The organism is Nitratireductor sp., from assembly GCF_017794765.1.
Taxonomy (GTDB): Bacteria; Pseudomonadota; Alphaproteobacteria; order Rhizobiales; family Rhizobiaceae; genus Nitratireductor.
Genome location: NZ_CP051236.1, coordinates 2,760,864 through 2,778,312 on the forward strand (window position 1 = coordinate 2,760,864; position 17,449 = coordinate 2,778,312).

Genomic DNA, 17,449 nt, shown 5'->3' on the forward strand with positions numbered 1-17,449 from the left:
GCGGACTGCTCGCGCGGCAGCCGGAAAGTGCAGGCGGGGCACAAGATGCGTCTGGGTGGTAGATACCTGTTGCGATTGATTTTACTGGCTTTTACAGCCATGCCAGTCGTAGCGATCACAATTTCTCCTGCCCAAACGGCATCGCGCATTTGCAAGACACTTGAAGCGCGGCTCGCAGCCATGCCCTCCGGATCCTCCAGCAAAAGCCGGAACTACTCTCGAGCCATAGCGAAGCAGCAACAACAGCTTGGCATCGTGCGTGCGCGCATGAAGCAGGCGAAATGTGGCTTCGGCATTTTCGGCAATCGAATTCCTGAATGCGCTCAGCTGAGAAAGTCGGCTGCGAGCATGGAGAACAACCTCGCAAAACTGCGCAGGCAGCAAGGCCGTATCGGTGGCGGCTCCGAAGCTCAACGCTCGCGAATTCAGGCAAGGCTGAAAGCCAACGATTGCTATGACAAGGGTGCCGTAAAAACGCGCAAAAAAAGCAAAGAGCGCAGCAAGCAAAGCACGCCATCGGCGGCCCGCAAGCGGCAGCGCCCCAGCACGGTTTTTCAAACCATGTGCGTGCGGTCGTGCGACGGGTACTATTTCCCAATCTCGTTTTCAGTGTCCAGGGACAAATTCTCCCGGGATGAGAAGACCTGCATGGCGCGTTGCCCTGGAGCAGAAGTCGCACTCTATGCACATGACGTTTTGAACGAGGAAGCCGAGGACATGATTTCGACGGCAGACGGCACCCCGTACCGTGAGTTGCCGAAAGCATTCAGCTACCGTCGAACAGGGGTTTCTCGCGAAACGTGCAGCTGCCGTAAGGACAGACGGTTTACAATCCTGGCAGGAGAAAAAGCGGTCGATACCGAGAGCGCCTCAACTCAAGAGACCACTCACTCGTCAGACACCCAGGTGGTGGCCAAGGAGACAACCGGCGAAACGACATCAAGCTTTTATGTGGCGGTGCCTCCGAAACAGGAGTCAGCACAAAGTGAAGTCGCAGGACCGATCCTGGACGACACTCCTCAATCTCGCTCGTTCGATGATGAAGCAGCCCAACGCCGCGTCAGGATAGTCGGGCCAGCGTTTCTTCCCGACCCAAAAGAGGCAATAGACCTGCGAGCTCCGGACCCTGCTCCCGCCCCGTAAGGGCAATGCGCAGCGGCATGAAGAGCCCGCGCCCCTTGCGCCCGGTCTCGGCCTTGACTGCTCCGGTCCACGCGCGCCAGGTGTCCGCATCCCACGGTTCCTGCGGCAGATGTTTTGCGGCGGCCCGGACAAATTCCCGATCCTCTATCGGCAGATCCGCATGCTCGGCCGGGCTTTTCTTTACAATCCGCCACCAATCTTCTGCTTCGGAAACCGTCTCAAGGTTGCCGCGGACGGCGAGCCAGAAAGCCTCTGCATCCTCCCCGGCGATGCCCAGCCGCGAAAGACGGGCTGCTACCTGGCCGAATGGCAAAGCCTGAATGAGGTGTCGGCTGAGGCCCGATAATTCAGCAGGATCAAATTTCGCCGCCGACCGAGACGTGGAAGTCGGGTCAAAAAGCGCGGCCAGTTCTTCCATTGAGGGGGCCGCCGTCACGTTCTCCGACGTGCCGATAAGCACCGCCAGAGAAGCGACCGCCATGGGCTCTATTCCGGCCTCACGCAGGCTGGCGATGGAAAGGGCGCCTGTACGTTTTGACAGTCCCTCACCCGATGCGGTTGTCAAAAGATTGTGATGTCCAAAAGCCGGCGGCTGCGCCTCAAGCGCCCGGAACAGGGCAATCTGGGCGCCCGTGTTCGTTACATGGTCGTCACCGCGGATGATATGCGTCACGCCTAGATCAATATCATCGACCACAGAGGGTAGCGTGTAGAGATACGTGCCATCGGCGCGGATCAGTACGGGATCCGACATGGAAGCGAGATCAACAGTCTGCGGACCGCGGACAACGTCATCCCAATGCACCTCAGTTCGGCTGGGCGCAAATGGGTCGTCAGAGTAATTCGGCAGCAGAAAGCGCCAGTGCGGCTTGCGCCCCTCGGCCTCCATTGCAGCCTTTTCATCGTCGGTTAGCTTTAGCGCTTCACGGCCATAAACAGGTGGCAGGCGGCGTGAAAGCCGGATCTTGCGGCGGCGCTCGAGTTCTTCCGTGGTCTCGTAGCAGGGATAAAGAAGACCAGCGGCCTTTAACTTCTCGACGGCCGCGTCGTAGTGGGCGAAACGATCAGACTGGGCGACGGTGAGGTCCGGGTTGATCCCGAGCCAATCGAGATCACGGGCGATGCCATCGGCGTATTCCTTTCGGGAACGCTCCACATCCGTATCGTCGAAACGCAGAATAAATCGCCCACCCTGCTTCTTCGCGTAAAGCCAGTTGAAGAGCGCGGTGCGCGTATTGCCGATATGGATGTGGCCGGTCGGAGACGGCGCGAAACGAACGGTGACGGTCATGGGTGCGGGCCTATCCAAAAGCGCTGCAATTGGCAAGGAGAACCGACTATGCGGTTAGCTGTCGGGCAGCGAGGCCACGGGATACAAACAGAAGCATCACGCAGGCTGCAAGGCAGTAAATCCCCATTATCCCGATCTGAAGCGGATAGCTGACGCCGCGATCAATCAGGAATCCGGTAATGCCCGGGCCCATGGCGGTTGCGAAGACCATGATGGCCACGGTCAGCGCCCGGATGGAACCCAGATGCCTGATTCCATAGACCTCCGGCCACAGCGCACCGAAGAGAGTGGATGAAAACCCATAGGAGACACCCATCAGGCCCATAAAGACAAACGCACTCCATTGGGCATCGCTGGCCGCAAGTATGAGACAGGCCGAGCCAAGTGGAATGAGGAAGCCGGGAAGAAGCGCGACCGCAGAAAACCGGTCGATCAATTGTCCGGAGATCAGCGCGAATACAACCGTCATCGAGGCCATGAAGGTGAAGGAAGAGGCAAACACCTCCAGCGACCAGCCACGCAATTCCACCAGATAAACCTGATGGAAAAAGATCGTGGTGCCGATAAAGCCCGGCGCCATGACACCTAGCAGGAGCAGGTAGAAGACGGGATCGCGCAGAACCTCGCCGCGCGTCCAGTCGCGTGTGGTGCTGCGACGTTCGGCAGGATCGCTGGCGCGTGGCGCACGCTCAACGGCGATCAAGCCGGAAATGACCGGCAACGCAAACAGCAGAAGCAGGGCTGCGGCAATGAACCAGCTGTTGCGCCAGCCGACGAGAGCAGCCACCGCAACGAAGGCCAATGGCAGAATTGCCTCGCCCACATTGTGGCCGAGGGTCGCGACAGACACCGCGCGCCCGCGCTGCGCAGAAAACCAGCGCCCCATCGCCGTCAATGAATTGTGCGTCATCATCCCCTGCCCGAACAGCCGCAGCATGTAGATCGTCACCACCAGAACGAGGAGTGAATGCGATAGCGCCATGAAGATGCAGGCCAGCGCCAGAAGGGGAATGATGATGAGAGTGACCTTGCGCGCCGGGTAGCGGTCAACGATCTGTCCCAGTCGCGGCAGGGTGAATGCGCTGGCCAATGTCGCCACCATGTATAGCGTGCCAAACGCGCCGTGGGAGAGGCCATACTCTTCGCGGATCTCACCTGCAGAAAGCGAAATGAAGAATGTCTGCCCGAACGACGAAAATAGCGTCAGAAGAAATCCGCCCGCAAGCCAGCGCGCGTTCTCGCGAAGAAAGTTCAGGTAGGACATGAAAAGCTCTGATGTTTGACCCGTGAGGTCGTGGGACTGCCACAGATGCGGTTTGGCGCATCCTAGCCCGCCAATGCGAATGCGCAATGGGCCAGTCAACACAAGCCCTCTTGCACAAAACATAAGAATCAACTTATGTTTATACCCATGACGGAAGCAGAGATATTTAAAGCTTTGGCGGACCCCACGCGGCGGCAAATTATGGAGCGACTGTGCGGCGGCGAGCGTAACGCGACCGAATTGCGCGAAGGTCTGGCGATGTCGCAACCCGCAGTGTCGCAGCATCTCGCCGTTTTACGCGGCGCTGGGTTGATCGAAGAACAAAAACTGGGCCGGCAGATGCGCTATCGCATCAAGACTGGAGGGATGGAGCCGGTGCTTGATTGGCTGACACGCTATCGCGCCTTCTGGCCGGCGCGGGTCGACAAACTCAAAACGCTGCTCAGGGAGATGGATCAATGAGCGACGCCAAAGACGATAATGCAAATGAAAACATCGTTCTGGAGTATTTTTTGGAATCATCTCCCGAGAAGGTCTGGCGCGCGATTACCATTCCCGAGCTGGTAGAAATCTGGCTTGGGAAGCCGGATGAAGCAACAGGCACGCGGGACTATGAAATTCTCGACACGATACCTTTTTCCAGGGTTCGCTATGCCTGGCGCGACACCGAGACGAATATGCCGCACACCCTGGTGACCTTCGAAATCCGGCCGGCAGAAAACGGAAAGACCTGGTTTCGACTGACCCATAGCCCGCGCGCCCTGCCCCGCATGGCGGCAAACAGCAATGGAAGCCCCACGGCGCTCGCCGCCTGAGGTCCATCCTAACGACATCGACAACAAGGAGATTCGCGCATGCGCGACACGATGGCGCTCGTCCCCATGGTCGTGGAGCAATCACCGAGAGGCGAACGCTCTTTCGACATCTACTCCCGGCTCCTGCGGGAGCGGATCATCTTTCTGAATGGCGAGGTGAATGACGATTCGGCCGCGCTCGTCTGCGCGCAGCTCCTGTTTCTGGAATCGGAAAACCCGGAACGGGAAATTTCCTTCTACATCAACTCGCCGGGCGGCGTCGTATCGAGCGGCTTTGCCATCTATGACACGATGAACTTCATCAACAGTCCCGTGGCAACTGTTTGCATGGGCACGGCAGGTTCCATGGGATCATTCCTCCTGATGGCGGGCGCGCCTGGTCGACGTGCGGCCCTTGCCAATGCCAGCATCGTTCTCCACCAGCCTTCCGGCGGGTTTCGTGGCCAGGCATCCGACGTGCAGCGCCACGCAGAAGATATTTTGAAGCTGAAGCGCAGGCTGATCCGGCTCTATGCGGACCATTGCGGGCGCACTGAAGAGGACGTGGAGCGCACGCTCGACCGAGATTTCTTCATGACTGCACAGGAAGCCTGTGACTGGGGCCTCGTTGACCGGGTCTATTCAACCCGGAAGGAGCTGGAAGCGCAATCGAATACGGTGCCTTCTCAAGAGAAGTAAGGAAGCAAGGAAAGCATACACTTAGGAGCGATCCCTGAATCGGTTTGTGATCGGATAACGGCGGTCACGGCCAAAATTCTTCCGGGTAATCTTCACACCGGGTGCAGCCTGCCGGCGCTTGTATTCGGCAATATAGAGAAGATGTTCGATCCGGTGCACCGTTTCGCGGTCGTGCCCGCGCGCCACGATCGCGTCGACACTCATTTCTCCTTCAACGAGACATTCCAGAATGTCGTCGAGCACCGGATAGGGGGGCAGGGAATCCTGGTCCGTCTGATCCGGACGAAGCTCGGCAGACGGTGCCTTGTCGATGATGTTTTGCGGAATGACCTCACCCGAAGGCCCGAGCGCGCCGGGCGGAACGGTCGTGTTGCGCCAGGCCGACAGGGCATAGACCTGCATCTTGTACACATCCTTGATGGGGTTGAAGCCGCCATTCATGTCGCCATAGAGCGTGGCGTAGCCGACGGACATCTCCGATTTATTTCCCGTGGTCACGACCATGGAGCCGAACTTGTTCGAGACGGCCATCAGGATGGTGCCGCGGGTGCGGCTTTGCAGATTTTCCTCCGTCACACCTTCTTTGGTTCCCTCGAAGAGTTGGCCAAGCGCGTTGGAGAACCCATCCACCGGTTCAAAGATGGGAACGATGTCGTAGCGGCAGCCGAGCGCACGGGCACAGTCTTCCGCATCCTTGAGCGAATCCTTGGAAGTATAGCGGTACGGCATCATGATGCAGCGGACCCGCTCCTCGCCCAGTGCATCGACCGCCAGCGCGGCACAAATGGCAGAATCGATGCCCCCCGAAAGACCCAGAACGACATTCTTGAAGCCATTCTTGTTTACATAATCGCGCAGGCCCAGCATGCAGGCTCGATAGTCGGCTTCTTCCTTCTCGGGGATTTTCGACATGGGACCGTCATCGCAGCGCCACCCCTCTCCCTCGCGTTTCCAGGTCGAGATGGAAACCGCTTCCTCGAACTGGCTCATCTGAAACGCGAGAGACTTGTCAGCCTGAATGGCAAAGGACGCCCCGTCGAAGACCAGTTCGTCCTGTCCGCCAAGCTGATTGGCATAGAGTATGGGCAACCCACTTTCGATGACCTGACGAATGACCACCTGATGGCGCACTTCAACCTTACCGCGGTAATAGGGCGAGCCGTTCGGCACAAGGAGTAACTCTGCGCCCGATTCAGCCAGCGTCTCACAAACATCGAGGTCGCCCCAGATGTCCTCGCAAACTGGAATTCCAATGCGGACACCGCGAAAATTCACGGGTCCCGGCATATGCGGGCCTGGCTGAAAGACACGCTTTTCATCGAATTCGCCGTAATTGGGCAGGTCGAGCTTGAAGCGCTCGGCGACCACCTCGCCGCCATCCAGCACCATCACCGCATTGTGCAGCCCGCTGTCGCGTTTCAGCGGCACCCCTATGATGACGCCCGGACCACCATCCCTTGTCTCTTCAGCAAGCTCGCGAACCGCCCTTTCGCACGCGTCGACAAAGGCTGGCTTCAGCACCAGATCTTCCGGCGGATAACCGGCAATGAAAAGCTCGGTGAAGAGAAGGAGGTCGGCACCATGACGGGCTGCATCCGCCCTTGCCTCTCGTGCCTTTGACAGGTTGCCAGCCACATCGCCCACAATCGGATTGAGCTGAGCGGTGGCAATGCGCAGAATGTCGGAAGGGGCAGACTTGGGGGCCATGACGTTCCTGTTCGATGTATCTGAGGACGCGAAGTGCCTTAAGCGTGTAGCCGTTGCCCCCCCTGCTGGCAACACTGCAGCTCTGGTCAGATACCGACACCCAGCCCCTCTTCGCTGCGATCGAGAATGAGCGGAATGATCAGGTCTTCCTCATCGCCCAGATGACGCAGGAGCATGGCGAGCAGCACCTCGTTTTCGCTCGCATAGGCGTCTGCGGAAAAGCGTTCGCGACCGTTGTTTGCCTGAAGCGCCTGCAGTAAGGACGTGCCGGCCTGTGCATTGCGCTCCAACGCATCGTGGATCACATGGTGATCGCTATCGAGCAAATCAAAGCCGCGCTTCATGCGCGGCTCGGCTTTCGCGAAAACCGGGAAGTAGTGCGTATCCTCGATATGATGGTGCCCCTGAAGCTGTTGAAGAAAAAACCGCAGCCTCGGAGCAAACCAGCGCGCAAAATCATGCGAAGCGAACTTATCCTCCCGATAGTCTGCGACACCGGCCTTCAACATTCCGCCAAGCTCACGAAACATGTCATGGCGCTGCAGCCAGAACCGCGCCATCTCGCCAAGATTGGGGTGTGTCTGCCAGTCCTCACGAGGGTACTTTTCCACGAGACAACGCAGGTCCGCGGGGAGGCCGACGCGCGTTTCAAGCTTCAAAGGCTCCGGAACTTCAGTCACTTCTCCTCACACTCGTCCGCGACGATCACGCTGGGGCTACCGCGCAGATATTGCGGCAACCCATCCGAGATATCGTAAAAATCGCCTCTGTCGGCCACGAATATATGGCTTTCAGCAGTCAGTCCGGAAGGCGGGTCGAATGCACCAGCCAGAATGGAGATCTTCTCGGCCTCAAGCCGTTTCCAGAACAGGGCCGAACCGCATGTCCTGCAAAATCCACGTCGCGCAAAATCGGAAGCCGCGTACCAGGTGAGATGATCCTCGCCCTCGATGACGACGTTGGAGACGTCGACATCCGTCGCTGCGTAGTAAAGCCCCGTCTGCTTGCGGCATTGCGAGCAATGACAATAAACCACCCCGCGCAATGCGCCCCTGGTACGAAAACGGACCGCACCGCACAGGCACGATCCGCTACATTCTTTTGTCATGGCTCTCTCCCATCACGATCAAGTCGTATCAGGGACCATGTTTACCAGCGGCACGCCGCACGCGACATCAATTATCGCTGAAGCAATGGCTCAATCCGTTTCACCCGTTGGCAACCTTGCCGGCCGGCAATGACTCGCGGTCTTTCTTCAAAAGCTCCGCCACCAGGAAGGACAGTTCCAGCGCCTGATCGGCATTGAGACGCGGATCACAATGCGTGTGGTATCGATCCTGCAATTCCTCATCGCGAATGGCGCGCGCACCGCCCGTGCACTCGGTGACGTTCTTGCCGGTCATCTCCACATGCAGCCCACCCGGATGCGATCCCTCGGCGCGGTGCACCTCGAAGAATGTCTGAACCTCCTTGAGTATCCGATCGAAGGGCCGTGTCTTGTAACCTGCGGCGGTGACAGTGTTGCCATGCATGGGATCGCAGGACCAGACGACCTTGCGGCCTTCCTTTTCCACCGCCCGAATGAGCTTGGGCAGATACTCGCCCACCTTGTCCGCACCGAAGCGGGCAATCAGGGTCAGGCGGCCCGGTTCGTTCTCCGGGTTAAGGATGTCGATCAGCTCCAGCAGGCCGTCCGGCGTAAGCGAAGGACCGCACTTCAGGCCCAGCGGGTTCCTGATGCCACGGCAGTACTCCACATGCGCGTGATCGGGCTGGCGCGTGCGGTCGCCGATCCAGATCATGTGACCAGAGGTGGCATACCAGTCGCCGGAGGTGGAATCGACACGCGTGAGCGCTTCCTCATAGCCAAGAAGCAGACCCTCATGGCTGGTGTAGAAGTCCGTCTCGCGCAGAGCATGCGTGCTTTCGCCGGTAATACCGATAGCGCGCATGAAGTCGACCGTTTCAGAGATACGATTGGCCAATTCCTGATACCGCTCCGCCTGCGGACTGTCGGACAGGAAGCCCAGCATCCACTTGTGAACGTTTTCGAGGTTGGCAAAACCGCCTTGTGCGAAGGCACGAAGCAGATTGAGCGTCGCGGCCGACTGGCGATAGACCATCTCCTGGCGCGAAGGATCGGGGATGCGCGAGGCTTCGTTGAACTCGATGCCGTTGATGATGTCGCCCCGGTAGCTCGGGAGAACCACATCGCCCTTGGTTTCGGTATCGGAGGAACGCGGCTTGGCAAACTGGCCGGCAATGCGCCCGACCTTCACGACAGGCTGTGATCCGGCATAGGTCAAGACCACGGCCATCTGCAGAAACGCACGGAAGAAGTCTCGGATATTGTCCGCGCCGTGCTCGGCAAAGCTCTCGGCGCAATCGCCCCCCTGAAGCAGAAAACCGTTGCCTTCGGCCACCGCAGCTAAATGCTTCTTAAGCTTGCGGGCCTCACCAGCAAAAACGAGTGGCGGATACGTGGCCATGCGTGCCTCGACCTCGGCCAGGGCGTCAGCGTCCGGATAGGCCGGAACCTGCTGGATTGGCTTGTTTCTCCACGAATTCGGCGACCACTTCGTCATCTTGCTTACTCGACAGTTGCTACAGGATCATGCCCTCTATCCGCTGAAATCTCAAAGACGGATACTGGAAGGCCGCTTCTTAACCAAAGGAAGCGCCCGATACTAGCCCGCAATTGTGGCACAGAGGAAACACTAACGCACGAAAGATGCAAAATCAGGAATTTTCTGCATTAAAAGTGCATCGAAGAACGCCTCTTCCTCGGCCTCAAGCGTCACCGCACGCGGATAAGTCGGCGTCTTGCGATCCGCGATCACTGCAGCATCGAACCCATCAGTGTCGCGAACAAATCGCTCGACCCCGGCACGGCCGTGTTCCCGCAGGAAGCCCTGAAGCACCGCATCCAGATAAGATTGTATGATCTCCAGGCGAACGTTACCCAGCGCAGCGGACGCCTCGTAGACGTAAAGGGGGCAATCAGACGGCAAATCTGCGGATAGCTCCAGCTCGGCTGCGTCGAGCCGCACACGCCGGTAACGCTCTTCTCGCAGATCAACTGCTGCCAGATTTTCCGCACGATCAATGACAAGCAAGCCATCAATTGTAGAACAGCTATCACGCCTGACACTCAAAAGCGCTCGACTGCTCCCGGCATCACGCCGCACCCACTGCCGACGCCAGCCCTTGAGCCTCGCGGGCTGGGCATCGAGTATCTCGGTGCGATGGGTATCGCGGTTGACGAGCGACCCGTAGCCGAAATACCCGACCAGACCAACAGCGCCCACGCTCTTCCCCATGTCAGTCGACCCGATGGCCCTTCTCGACGCGATAAGTCGGCTGGTACATCGTCACCAGTTCTTCTGCCGCAGACGGGTGCACTGCCATGGTGCGATCAAAGTCGTCCTTGCTGAGCCTTGCCTTGAGCGCAATCCCCAGCACTTGTGCCATCTCGCCGGCATCCGGCCCCATAACATGCGCACCAAGAACCCGTCGGCTTTCGCCGTCGACGACGAGCTTCATCAGCATCTTCTCCTGACGGCCCGAAAGCGTATGACGCATGGGACGGAAGCTCGCGCGGTAGATCTCCAGCGTCTCAAAGCGCTGTGCAGCCTCGTCCTCGGAAAGCCCGACCGTGCCGATTTCCGGCTGGGAGAACACCGCCGTGGCAATCGTGTCATGGTCGACCTCGGTCGGATTGCCCTTGTATTCGGTCTCGATGAAGCACATTGCCTCATGGATTGCGACAGGCGTCAGTTGCACCCGGTTGGTCACATCACCCAAAGCCCAGATATTGTCGACATTGGTGCGGGAAAAACCATCGACCGGGATTTCACCAAGCTTACCGGTCGTCACGCCGGCGGCCTCCAACCCGAGCCCTTCTGTGTTGGGGATGCGACCGATGGCAAGCATCACCTGACCAGCCTCAAGGGTGGCACCGGATTTCAGTTGAACGAGAAGGTCTCCCTCCCCGCGCTTTTCGACTTTCGTCAGGACGTCCTGACACAGGATGTTGATGCCTTTGGCTTCCATCGTAGCATGAAGCTCACGACGCAGATCCAGGTCGAAACGCGAGAGAATTTCCTTGCCCCGGTAAACCAGGGTCGTCTTGACGCCGAGACCATGGAAAATGTTGGCGAACTCCACGGCAATATAGCCGCCACCTTCGATGATGATGGAGCCAGGCAGTTTTTCCAGATCGAATGCTTCGTTGGAAAAAATGCAGTGCTCATGGCCTGGAAGCGCCAGGTGAGGATTGGGGCGACCTCCGACGGCGATGATGATCTTGTCCGCGGTCACGCGTTTTCCACCGACATCCAGCGTGTGCCGATCCACCAGCGTGGCGCGCGCCTCGAAGATCTCGGCGCCGGCATTCTCGAGCCCTTTGCGATAGAGCCCTTCAAGCCGGGCGATCTCACGGTCCTTGTTGGCGACGAGCGTTTTCCAGTCAAACGTGGGTTTGGAGACCGACCAGCCATACCCGGCGGCATCTTCGAAATGCTCAGGAAACTGCGAGGCATAGACATAGAGCTTTTTGGGTACGCAGCCGCGAATGACGCATGTGCCGCCGAAGCGGTACTCTTCGGCAATCGCAACGCGTTTACCAAGCCCCGCTGCAAGGCGCGCAGCGCGCACCCCCCCGGATCCACCGCCAATCACAAACAGATCGTAATCGAAATCGCTCATTGTCTGATCCTCGCCCCTTGAACATCAGGAGCTCGCCACGCCCATGCGCTTTTCGAGCTCCGCAGCAACAGGAATGCTGCATCGCCGCATTCACTTAGAAACGCCGGCAGAAGAATAAAAGCCCGGTGCGAAGACCGGGCTCTAACTGTTTCGTGATCGAAAGCTTACTGAGCTTTCGTGCCCTCCTCGGACGCCTCACCATTTCCAGTCGCTTCGGTTGCAGCCTGGATCTGCTGCCCGACCATCTGAGCGAGATCACGCGCGATACCGCGACGCCAGATTTCACCAGCCTTCAGAACCTCGCGAGTGACGATCGGTCCATCCTCGATCAACTTCATGCCTGTGGGAGAGGTATAGAACTGCGCAATCTCGGTGAGCTCCTGCTCCGAGAAGACGCGGGCATAAGCCTGTGCTGCTTCGCGCTCCAGATCGACCCGGCGGCTCGCCAGCTCAATGGCCTTTTCGTCAACCGTGGCATTTATCAGTGCAACCATGTCCGGATTCTTGCGAATGAGCTCGGACTTCAAGGCCGCCGCCGCCTGTGGCAGAACGCCATCGAAATCATCTGTCGCATTGATCGCATCGATCGCGGAGCGCGCCGCGGCAAGATGCGAAGCGGAAATCTCCTGCGCTCCGGCAGGGGTGAAAGCGAACGTCATCGCCACGGCTGCGGAAGCTGCAACAAGGCGGATGCGGGTTGCCAGATTCATATGTTTCTCACTCCATTCTTGTTCATGCGGCCCCGAGGGTTCGCACCTCGCCATCACCAGCCACGAAGGCGGTGTCCGCAAGGTCCAGGAACAGGCCGTGTTCTACAACACCCGGTATGGCGTTCAAAGCGCTTGCCAATGCTCTTGGATCGGGAATGCGGCCAAAAGATGCATCGACGATCAGATGGCCACCATCCGTAACGAACGGTGCTCCGTTCCTTTCCCGAACCTCCAGGCTCCCGTCGAGTCCGAGCTGGCGTGCAACTTTGCCGATTGCCCGCACCGTGGCGCCAAGGCCGAACGCATTGACCTCGATCGGCAACGGGAAACGACCGAGCGTTTCAACGATTTTCGACTTGTCGGCAATGACGATCATCCGTTCGGAAGCCGCTGCCACGATCTTTTCGCGCAGCAACGCACCTCCGCCTCCCTTGATCAGCCCGAGTTGCGGCCCGATTTCGTCGGCACCGTCGACAGTCAGATCCAGTTCTGGTGTTTCCTCGAGCGTGGTAAGCGGCACACCAAGTTCGCTGCACAACGCCGCCGTGCGTTCGGAAGTGGGAACACCGATCACGGACAGGCCACCAGCAACACGTTCGGCCAACAGGCGGACGAACTCCTCGGCGGTGGACCCTGTCCCAATTCCGAGTCGCATACCATCTTCAACCTGATCAAGTGCAGCCCGAGCAGCCTCGATCTTCAATTCCCGCATATCCGCCGACATTTCGCCCCCGGTCGTATCTCAGCGGTTCCTAACCCGTTTTATCGCTCCCCGCAATGCAGGCCTACGCACCTGCGCCCGGACAGTACCCAACTTGCTTCACCCAGCCTTGCGCGGTATCCCAGTGAAACTCAACGAAGGGGACATCATGTCAGCGCCAATCATTGTCTTCGATCTCGATGGAACACTGGTCGACACGGCTCCAGACCTGCTCGACAGCCTCAATCACTGCCTCGAGACTGTCGACATGGAGCCGGTGAAACAGGAAGACATCAACCGTATCGTCGGTTTTGGCAGCCGCGTGATGATCGAGCGGGCTTTCGCCCTCCGCAAAAGGCATCTCTCCAGGGACCAGTTGGACACACTTCAGGCGATCTTCCTCGATCACTACACAGCCAACGTTCCCGGACATTCCCGCCCCTTTCCAGGAGCAATCGAGACCATCGAACGCTTTCGGGCGGCCGGGTACACCGCGGCTGTGTGTACCAACAAGCTGGAAGGCATGTCCCTTTCGCTTCTTGAAGCGCTCGGTCTTGTCGGGCATTTTCGGGCAATATGTGGCGGCGACACCTTCCCCATGCGCAAACCCGATCCAGGCCATCTCCTGAGGACCATTGCCATGGCAGGCGCAGATCCGCAACGGGCAGTGATGATTGGCGATTCGCGTACGGATATCGACACCGCGAAGGCCGCCGGCATCCCCGTCATTGCGGTCGATTTCGGCTATACCGATCAGCACGTAAGCACATTCGAGCCCTCGCGCGTGATCTCCCGTTTCGACGAGCTGACGGTCGAAATGGTGGAAAATCTGATTGCCGCGACAGCATCCTGACTGCAGGGCCGAAAGCCCGCTTGACACCCCCCCGCCCCGCCCCTTATATCGCGGCTCGCTTGACGATACTTCGTCAGCGGGCGCGTAGCTCAGCGGGAGAGCACACCCTTCACACGGGTGGGGTCGCAGGTTCAATCCCTGCCGCGCCCACCATCGCATCTTACCTTATTCAGCTTTTCTGACAGACCTGACGGCCACGCTTTCCGCGGCATCACGCCCGGCCGGATCATTAGAATTTTATTCTTATCTTATTGTTTTTACTTACTTCTCCTTCATCAGAATCATTGATCTCCTAACAGGCAAGGCATGGAGATCAACCCGATGCAGGAGACGGGAGATGACATCCCGCTACGAAATAATCCTGGACCCCTCAGAGCTCTGGACTGTCTGGGACAATCTGCGAAACGAACCGGCAATGATCGGCATGACGGTCGTGGCCGGTATCAGCAAATCTGAGGCAGAAGACGCCTGCTATGTTCTCAATGAGGTAGAGAAGCGCCGCCTCGCGCGCGAGGAACGCAAGAAAGTCGCCAACTCCTGAGCGGGTGCATACGGCTCTTTGCCGCGGGTAGAACGCACCCGCTATAGCGATGGTGGCGCGCCAACGATGCCGAGACCTTGCGCTGAAGTTGCGATTCCAGACTTTTCAAGACCCGCGGATCAGCCTAAGCGGAGGGAGTGACTGAATACCGGAGTGATCCCGCATGAACCGCACAGCGTCCGCCTTTCTTCTCGTTGCCGTTTTAACGGGATCGCTGGCAGCCCTTGGGTTTGCGCTTCAGATCAAGGGATACGGCTTTGGCAGCCTCGGCAATGAAAGGCTTGACGGATTGGCCAGCGCAACAAGCTTCGTGCCACTGGCCGCTCTCTACGCCCTCGCAGCCATGCTGGTCACGATACTGCCCATCCGGGCAGCAGCGGTGGTCCATGCAAGCGGCACGACCCCGGTCTATCTGGCGGCTGTTGTTCTTTTGGCGACGATAGTCGGTGTCCAGGGAGCGCGACTGGCTTTCGGCAATACGGAAGCACTGCGAGCGCTTCTCGATTGGCAGTTCCTTTTCGCCGCGGGAATCGTAGCGGCTCATCTTTCGCTCGACACTCTAAGGCGCAATGTGCTCCTGCGGACACTGGCATTTATCGGCTTCGGCGTGGCTACTCTCGCCTGTCTCTACTGGACTTTCCGATTCTGACAGGTCTCCCATACTGACGGCCCGTCGAATCGCTGCGATCCCGTACAGTAGCCTTATAGGTACAAAGCTGTGGAAAGCGGCATATTCCGGCCATGCGTTCCCCGACTCACCCAAACCTGGCTACCCCGTCTCTACCCATTTTGATGTGGTGGGTGGACCTATGGTCAGGCCTCGGTGCGCCCCAATCGACCGAATTTGCAGGTTTTTTGTTCGCTGCCCCGGCACGACAATTCCTCCCGTCGGATAAGCCCGTCCCTGACGTGAAAACTGTTCATGGGTCGCAACGATGATGTGGGCGGTGGGGATTCACACCTGGTTCACGGGTCTCATCCGGCAGAGGGAGGAGTGCATCTTCATTCGATGTCCGAACGTGGCTCTGCACTTCCAAAGGCGGCCCTTGGGTCGCGAAACAGCAGGACCGTGTAGACACAATATCACCTGAGAGATGAACAGTGATCGTGTCCACACGGTTCTCATTTTGAGGATGAGGACACGATCATGCCCAAGCAAAACGGTTTTGGCGTTTTCTTCCCTGGCTGGCCTGGCAACAATCAGGACCAGGACCAGCATCAACATCAGCATCAAGGTGAATGGCAGCATCAGGGCCAGGAACAGACCGCAATCAACGCAGCGGAAAACACCGCGGGCAACAATGCGGACAACGGCGCTACCAACGATGCCGATAACACCAGCAACAATGCCGGTACGAACGTCGCATCCAATGCGGCGCAGAATGCAGCAACCAATCAGGCTGGCAACACTGCTGAAAATGCGGCCACCAATGCAGCTGACAATGCTGCCAGCAACAATGCCCGCAATGCGGCGCAGAACAACGCCGAGAACAATGCGACCAACAATACCGACGTGGCCACCAACGTCGCCACCTCGGTCAACACATCCGTGAACGTCGGTCTGGACGGCTTTGTGCCTACCGACAACGACTTCGCTGATGTGGACATCTACGGAGGTGGAACGGTCGACCAGCTGTTCATCAACCGCGATGGCGAGATTTCATACGACCCGGGCGACGACATGTCGTTCGACGACATTCTCAACAACTCGCTCAATGGCGGTGGAAACGACAACGCCTTCGTGATCGGTCAGGTGAACGATCTGGTCGACAATGACACTCTTGAGAACCCGAACGTCTCAAATGAGGCCGCGTTCAATCAGAACGGCCATGCGACGGGCGGCAATGCGACAGCCGATGATGGCATCGTAGCCGGCGGCGACGGTGGCGAAGGCGGCGGCGATGCCGACGCGGATGGCGGCAATGGTGCGCACGGTTATGCCGACGGTGGCTATGCCCGCGGCGGCATGGCTGACGACGCCAAAGCCTATGGCGGCAACGGTAACGGCGCTGCAGGCGGGTCAGGCGGAACGGCGACCGGCACGGGTCTCGGCCTTGGTGGTCTGGGCGTCGGCGTCGGTCTTGGCGGCGATGGTGGCACAGGTGGTGCCGGCGGCGCAGGCGGAACTGGTGGCGCAGGCGGCCTGGGCGGTTATGGCACAGGTGGCGCAGGTGGTACCGGAACGGGTGGCGCCGGCGGTGAAGGCTCCGGTGGCGAAGGCGGCTCGGGCGGTGAAGCCGGCAGCGGCGGAAACGCTGCAGCAGACGCCGCAGCTGCAGCCGATGCAGCCGCAGCTTCCGGCGGTCTCGGACTTGGCGGTGCAGCAGACGCAGCCGCTGCCGCCGATGCGGCCGCAGCCGCAGGTGGTGCAGGCGGCGCAGCTGGCGCTGGCGGGGCCGGCGGAACCGGTACCGGTGCTGCAGGCGGTGAAGGCTCCGGCGGCAACGGCGGAACAGGCACCGGCGGCGACGGCGGTGTAGGCGGCATGGGCGGTATAGGTGGCCTGGGCGGCGCAGCCGATGGCGGCGCAGGCCTCGGCTTCGGCCTTGGCGAAGGAGAAGGCTTCGGCCTGGGCGCTGCACGCGGTGGCGACGGTGGAAATGGTGGCAACGGCGCAGGCGGTTGGGCTTCTGCTATCGGCGGTGACGCTGGTGACGCATGGGCCGGACCGGTCTCAGGTGGCAACGGCGGCGCCGGCGGCATGGGCGGCATCGCGACCACAGGTGCAGGCGGCGCAGGCGGCGCCGGTGGCATGTGGGGTTCCAACAATGGCGATGACGGCTATGTGAATGGCATCTCAGAAGCAAGTGCGGATGCACTTGTCGACACCAGTGCCTTCAATCAGCAGATCGTCATGGGCGCGAACGTGCTCGGCAACACCGTGGATACCACAGTGGTAGGCGGCGATCTCAACAGCACCGTCGTCGGTGAAGACGACGCCTGACGACAAGCGACTTCCGGCGCCCACCCCCCTGGGCGCCGGAATCGGAGGTTTGCGCCATTCACCCTTCGTCTGACACCCGCAAACCTCCGCACCTTT

General features: G+C 59.3%; 18 protein-coding genes and 1 tRNA gene. 9 read left to right on the forward strand and 10 right to left on the reverse strand.

The annotated features are described in order from the left end of the window. The first annotated feature begins 45 nt into the window (after positions 1–45). Positions 46–1,143, forward strand: coding sequence for a DUF2865 domain-containing protein (locus HF949_RS13125; RefSeq protein WP_292895917.1), 1,098 nt, complete (start codon positions 46–48; stop codon positions 1,141–1,143). On the opposite strand, the gene gltX is transcribed toward HF949_RS13125, so the two are convergent. Together gltX and HF949_RS13135 are read right to left on the reverse strand one after the other, a co-directional pair. Further along, entirely contained in the window at positions 1,061–2,434 is a 1,374-nt protein-coding gene (gene gltX, locus HF949_RS13130; protein WP_292895919.1) for a glutamate--tRNA ligase, read from the reverse strand. The genes HF949_RS13125 and gltX overlap by 83 nt on opposite strands. A 46-nt stretch (positions 2,435–2,480) precedes the next feature. Continuing rightward, positions 2,481–3,698, reverse strand: coding sequence for an MFS transporter (locus HF949_RS13135; RefSeq protein WP_292895921.1), 1,218 nt, complete (start codon positions 3,696–3,698; stop codon positions 2,481–2,483). 147 nt (positions 3,699–3,845) lie between these two features. On the opposite strand from HF949_RS13135, the gene HF949_RS13140 reads away from it, so the two are divergent. Genes HF949_RS13140 through HF949_RS13150 form a run of 3 tightly spaced genes read left to right on the forward strand, consistent with a single transcriptional unit; the run spans position 3,846 to position 5,191 of the window. Continuing rightward, positions 3,846–4,160: an ArsR/SmtB family transcription factor gene (locus HF949_RS13140; protein WP_292895923.1), complete on the forward strand. Its 315-nt coding sequence runs from the start codon at positions 3,846–3,848 to the stop codon at positions 4,158–4,160. Then, positions 4,157–4,513 (forward strand): SRPBCC family protein, encoded by a 357-nt coding sequence (locus HF949_RS13145; protein ID WP_292895925.1) that lies wholly within the window; start codon positions 4,157–4,159, stop codon positions 4,511–4,513. Before HF949_RS13140 ends, HF949_RS13145 begins: the two co-directional genes overlap by 4 nt. Positions 4,514–4,552: 39 nt before the next feature. Beyond that, entirely contained in the window at positions 4,553–5,191 is a 639-nt protein-coding gene (locus tag HF949_RS13150) for an ATP-dependent Clp protease proteolytic subunit (RefSeq protein WP_292895926.1), read from the forward strand. A 21-nt stretch (positions 5,192–5,212) separates the two neighbouring features. Here the strand turns inward: HF949_RS13150 and HF949_RS13155 are convergent, their stop codons facing one another. From HF949_RS13155 to rpiA, 8 genes are all read right to left on the reverse strand, one after another. Then, complete coding sequence (locus HF949_RS13155; protein WP_292895928.1) at positions 5,213–6,898, reverse strand: NAD+ synthase; 1,686 nt, start codon at positions 6,896–6,898, stop codon at positions 5,213–5,215. Between the two features lie 86 nt (positions 6,899–6,984). Continuing rightward, on the reverse strand, positions 6,985–7,578 hold the full coding sequence (locus tag HF949_RS13160) for a hemerythrin domain-containing protein (protein ID WP_292895930.1): 594 nt from the start codon (positions 7,576–7,578) through the stop codon (positions 6,985–6,987). After that, positions 7,575–8,006 (reverse strand): GFA family protein, encoded by a 432-nt coding sequence (locus HF949_RS13165; RefSeq protein ID WP_292895932.1) that lies wholly within the window; start codon positions 8,004–8,006, stop codon positions 7,575–7,577. Before HF949_RS13165 ends, HF949_RS13160 begins: the two co-directional genes overlap by 4 nt. Before the next feature lie 100 nt (positions 8,007–8,106). Continuing rightward, a complete protein-coding gene (locus HF949_RS13170) occupies positions 8,107–9,483 on the reverse strand; it encodes a class II 3-deoxy-7-phosphoheptulonate synthase (RefSeq protein WP_292895934.1) in 1,377 nt (458 codons plus the stop codon). 132 nt (positions 9,484–9,615) lie between these two features. Beyond that, the gene (locus tag HF949_RS13175; protein ID WP_292895936.1) at positions 9,616–10,218 is read right to left on the reverse strand and encodes a gamma-glutamylcyclotransferase family protein; all 603 of its coding nucleotides are present in this window, start codon (positions 10,216–10,218) and stop codon (positions 9,616–9,618) included. A 1-nt stretch (position 10,219) separates the two neighbouring features. Then, the gene (gor, locus tag HF949_RS13180) at positions 10,220–11,605 is read right to left on the reverse strand and encodes a glutathione-disulfide reductase (protein WP_292895938.1); all 1,386 of its coding nucleotides are present in this window, start codon (positions 11,603–11,605) and stop codon (positions 10,220–10,222) included. Positions 11,606–11,769: 164 nt separating this feature from the next. Further along, positions 11,770–12,315: a DUF2059 domain-containing protein gene (locus tag HF949_RS13185; protein ID WP_292895940.1), complete on the reverse strand. Its 546-nt coding sequence runs from the start codon at positions 12,313–12,315 to the stop codon at positions 11,770–11,772. A gap of 22 nt (positions 12,316–12,337) precedes the next feature. Further along, entirely contained in the window at positions 12,338–13,039 is a 702-nt protein-coding gene (rpiA, locus tag HF949_RS13190) for a ribose-5-phosphate isomerase RpiA (protein ID WP_292895942.1), read from the reverse strand. 145 nt (positions 13,040–13,184) lie between these two features. Here rpiA and HF949_RS13195 point away from each other — a divergent pair, with 145 nt between their 5' ends. The 5 genes from HF949_RS13195 to HF949_RS13215 all read left to right on the forward strand — a co-directional run bounded on the left by HF949_RS13195 (position 13,185) and on the right by HF949_RS13215 (position 17,353). Then, positions 13,185–13,868: an HAD family hydrolase gene (locus HF949_RS13195; protein ID WP_292895944.1), complete on the forward strand. Its 684-nt coding sequence runs from the start codon at positions 13,185–13,187 to the stop codon at positions 13,866–13,868. 78 nt (positions 13,869–13,946) lie between these two features. Then, positions 13,947–14,021 (forward strand) — tRNA-Val (locus HF949_RS13200). A 184-nt stretch (positions 14,022–14,205) separates the two neighbouring features. Further along, a complete protein-coding gene (locus tag HF949_RS13205) occupies positions 14,206–14,409 on the forward strand; it encodes a hypothetical protein (protein WP_292895946.1) in 204 nt (67 codons plus the stop codon). A 163-nt stretch (positions 14,410–14,572) separates the two neighbouring features. Beyond that, positions 14,573–15,058, forward strand: a complete 486-nt coding sequence (locus HF949_RS13210; protein ID WP_292895948.1) for a hypothetical protein — start codon at positions 14,573–14,575, stop codon at positions 15,056–15,058. A gap of 498 nt (positions 15,059–15,556) precedes the next feature. Next, positions 15,557–17,353 carry a hypothetical protein gene (locus HF949_RS13215; RefSeq protein ID WP_292895950.1) on the forward strand — a complete coding sequence of 599 codons (1,797 nt, stop codon included), beginning with the start codon at positions 15,557–15,559 and terminating at the stop codon, positions 17,351–17,353. Positions 17,354–17,449: the final 96 nt, after the last annotated feature.